General features: G+C 39.1%; 5 protein-coding genes. 1 reads left to right on the top strand and 4 read right to left on the bottom strand.

Going from position 1 to position 3,482, the window contains the following annotated elements; all coding sequences use genetic code 11:
* Positions 1–217: 217 nt before the first annotated feature.
* Complete coding sequence (locus tag WIW89_RS09845) at positions 218–1,432, top strand: MFS transporter (RefSeq protein WP_337720627.1); 1,215 nt, start codon at positions 218–220, stop codon at positions 1,430–1,432.
* Here the strand turns inward: WIW89_RS09845 and WIW89_RS09840 are convergent.
* The 4 genes from WIW89_RS09840 to WIW89_RS13635 all read right to left on the bottom strand — a co-directional run bounded on the left by WIW89_RS09840 (position 1,418) and on the right by WIW89_RS13635 (position 3,437).
* Positions 1,418–1,642, bottom strand: a complete 225-nt coding sequence (locus WIW89_RS09840) for a hypothetical protein (RefSeq protein WP_337720626.1) — start codon at positions 1,640–1,642, stop codon at positions 1,418–1,420. The genes WIW89_RS09845 and WIW89_RS09840 overlap by 15 nt on opposite strands.
* Before the next feature lie 2 nt (positions 1,643–1,644).
* Positions 1,645–1,785: a zinc ribbon domain-containing protein gene (locus tag WIW89_RS09835; protein WP_337709068.1), complete on the bottom strand. Its 141-nt coding sequence runs from the start codon at positions 1,783–1,785 to the stop codon at positions 1,645–1,647.
* A gap of 33 nt (positions 1,786–1,818) precedes the next feature.
* Complete coding sequence (locus tag WIW89_RS09830; protein WP_337720628.1) at positions 1,819–3,207, bottom strand: SelD-related putative sulfur metabolism protein; 1,389 nt, start codon at positions 3,205–3,207, stop codon at positions 1,819–1,821.
* Between the two features lie 101 nt (positions 3,208–3,308).
* Entirely contained in the window at positions 3,309–3,437 is a 129-nt protein-coding gene (locus WIW89_RS13635; protein WP_443296499.1) for a DUF1641 domain-containing protein, read from the bottom strand.
* Positions 3,438–3,482: the final 45 nt, after the last annotated feature.

Below are 3,482 nucleotides of genomic sequence, written 5' to 3'. Positions count from 1 at the left end.
CCAGCGTAATTTTTCACCCTCTCTGAGATATATAAAATCGCTACTATAACCACTACCATTACCGATGCTATTCCAGAGTATAGTAGCAGACCCACTACCTATTTTCCCTTCCTATCGTTTAAAAGGTTTCCCACATTTAACGTTAGACTCATTTAAGTATTTAACGTTATATATACTTTTATAAAAATTTATTAAATTAACAGAGTTACTAACTATCATGACAGATAAAGCAAACTATTTGGGAGCCTATTTTTCATGGGTAATGGACTCATATGACCTCGGTGCTGTAGTAATAACGGCCTCTATTTTAGAAAAATTATTTTATCCGACACTGGGGCTTTTGGGAGCTGTTTTACCGATAGTCTTCACCGTAGTATCAAGACCTTTAGGTGGGTTCTTGTTCGGTCTCTTTTCAGACCTTAAGGGGAGGAAGGTAATGCTCATCTTTACAGTGTTGGGGTATTCAGCTACAGTCGGTATAACTGGGATTCTTCCTACATATTATCAAATGGGAATTCTAGCCCCAGTTCTACTTTCTCTATTGAGAATCTTTCAAGGGATATTCATAGGTGGTGATGTATCGAGTAGTTTTACATTAGCAATGGAGAGCGTCAGTATAAGGAGAGGATTATTCTCGGGAATAATGCAATCTGGTACTTTAGTGGGTTTTGTGTTAGTCGATTTACTTTTTACTTTACTCGCGCCTAAGCCCTTCTTCATATCTTATGGATGGAGGATAATTTTCTTGACTGCCATAATCCCAGCTGCTCTAGCCGTGATAATAAGATCTAAAATATCAGAGTCCGAGATTTACATGAAAGTAGAAAAGCCAAAAACTGCAGACGTTATATACGGGTTAAAGCCGTTAATTCAAACAATATCTGTTATGATAGGATTTTGGATCATGATATATGCAGGTCCCCAATTCGTTCCGATATTGCTGGGTACTATAATGAAACTTCCTCCTTCAGTTTACGGTCCTCTAGCACTATACATGAACCTGATTGGGATTCCATCAATGATACTTTCTGGGTTTGCTGCAGATAAAATAGGGAGAAAGTCCATGGGCATATTGGGGACTATCATTTCTTCAGCCGTAGCGTCTATACTGTACTTAGGAGTAAATCATGGTTTTCCGCTATTATATGCGATATTACTCTTTGGGTTCGGAGTCAACCTTCCCTCGGCTATTACTCCAGCGTATCTCTCAGAGAGGTTCAGAACTATAAGTAGAGCTACCGGGGTCGGATTCTCCTATAACGGTGCGTTCCTTGTAGCTGGGTTCTCCTCAATTTACATATCTCTTTTGAGTAGAACTTTATCACCATATATATCTGCACTTATAGTGTTCGGTATAGGAAGCGTAATTTCGATAATAGGTCTCCTGATGGGCCCAGAAACGTTAAGGCAGTCGGAACTAACTACAGAATAAGAACTTATGAATTTTTCTTACTAATTCTTTCTCGTCTATATCAACAGACAACGTCAGAGATCTTATCCTACCAGAAGTAGGGACTTCAGGTAAGTTAAGACATTCTTCAGTCCTGAACATGTAATCCACAAACTGAGAAAACTTCATCCTTTTTTGTTCCGAGGCCTTGAGCAGTATTTCGTACCATTCCTGAGGTATTTTGACCTTCATTTTTAACCCGTGCTAGTTGTTTTCACTTGGTATTTAATAAAAACGTAACCACAATTAGGGCAAACTTTAGTTATCACGTTTCCGTCTCTCACTACTTTTATTTCCACTACGTTACCACAATTAGGGCAAGTCCTCTTGGCCATGAATTAGAGGTTTACGTAAAAAGTTTAAAAGGGTCATTCCTTTATCTTAAATTGCTTTAACACACTGTCTCTCCTGATTAGCTTTGTAATGTACGGTGGAACAGTCACAGTACCATTTCCTTTACCTACGACCCTACCTATTACCTGAGGACTTTCGCCTACCTTTTCTAATTCGTCTAGTAGTTGATCAGCTACCTTCTTGTTTACAAACATTACTGTCGCTCCATTAGTCCCTATAGTTGAATTGGGTATAATGAAGTTCTCTGTAGCAAACTCACATATGTCACGGTTTATTACGGGGATCGAGTCCAATTCAACGTTAACCTTTGCCTTTTCCGCAAACTCCTTTATAACAAATATACCGGGACCGGTAACGTCCGTGGTCATCGCAATGTGATCTTCCTTATAAAAGGCTTTTCCGAACTCCGGTAGGTGGTTATAAATTATTTTCGCCACGTGGACATTAGGTCTTGACATTACTCGTAAAGCTTGAATCTTCACCTCCTCGAGTTTCGAAAATGATATCCCCCTGCTTTCCATGAGTTCCACTAGTTCAGGGACTGCCAGAACCCACAAGTGTACGTTTATCGGGGTTAGCTCACCAAAATACCGAGTAGTAACGATGACCGTATTTTCGTCTACTTGGTCGTAGAAAGTAGGTAACTCATGATCACTTTTTCCTATTACCGTAGCACCCATCATTAGAGTTTTGGTGGAGGGTTGTACATCGTTCTTAAGTTCCATGTTGTACTTCCGCGTGAAGTTCTCATAGTTCTTTAACAGTTTATCTTTAAGTTCTTCATTAGGTGCGTCTGCAACCGGTATGACCGTGAGGTCTTGGAAGACACCTTTAGCGAAGAGATCATTCAACGAGTTTGATATCGCTACGTCTACTTGAGTCTGAGAGCCAGGATTATCTAAAGGGTCCACTATCTGTATCGTATCATTATTAGCTACCGTATAGGATTTTTCTAACTTGCCCTCGAGTCTAAACAAGTCTAATACCGCTACCTCACCGTCCTTCTTTGTAGTTACTATTGAGTGCCCTTTACCGATTGTTAATTTTCGGTTCGTCTTAATCGAGGTATATGCGTTATAGAGGAAATTAGCAAAAGCTTGTGGGTCTCCAGCAGTCTCTTGGTTAACTTGAATTAAGCTAATAGCCCTATCTGCATCAAATTCCCCTCCGTTTATCAGCCTCCTATGTATGATCTTTTCAGTCGAAATGAAGATGTCTGCGTCCTCTCTAGGTAGTATGTAAATGTTTCTCTTTTCCAGATCCTTCCTGAGTTTTTCAAGTGCGGGATACACTGTCTCTATAAGGTCTACTTTAACAGCACAACCAGTCGCCAGTGATAAGGGATTTAAACCCATGCTTTTATAAATCTCTAAATTCTCTCTAAACTTAACAAAAATGTCCATCTTGCTAACCACTGAAAAAAAGATTATTTTCGTGTCTTTTAAATTCTTCTAAGAAAAAGAAATAATCCTACTAAAATAATATAATGTTTTTAAGATAATTCTCACACTCTATAATTCCGTCCCAATATCTTTAACATGGTAATAAATATACCTAATCCTCTCTGAACGTCTTCGTCCCTCATCGCAGCAATTAACCCACCTAGTGTTATCTTTGGTGGATTAGAGAGCATCTTTTTAGCCTCGTCTGAAGTTAAGGAAGAGACCATGTTATAAAA

This window comes from Stygiolobus sp. CP850M (assembly GCF_037389425.1).
Lineage (GTDB): Archaea > Thermoproteota > Thermoprotei_A > Sulfolobales > Sulfolobaceae > Stygiolobus.
The sequence above is the reverse complement of the archived record's forward strand: the minus strand, read 5'-3'. Positions and strand labels throughout refer to the sequence as shown.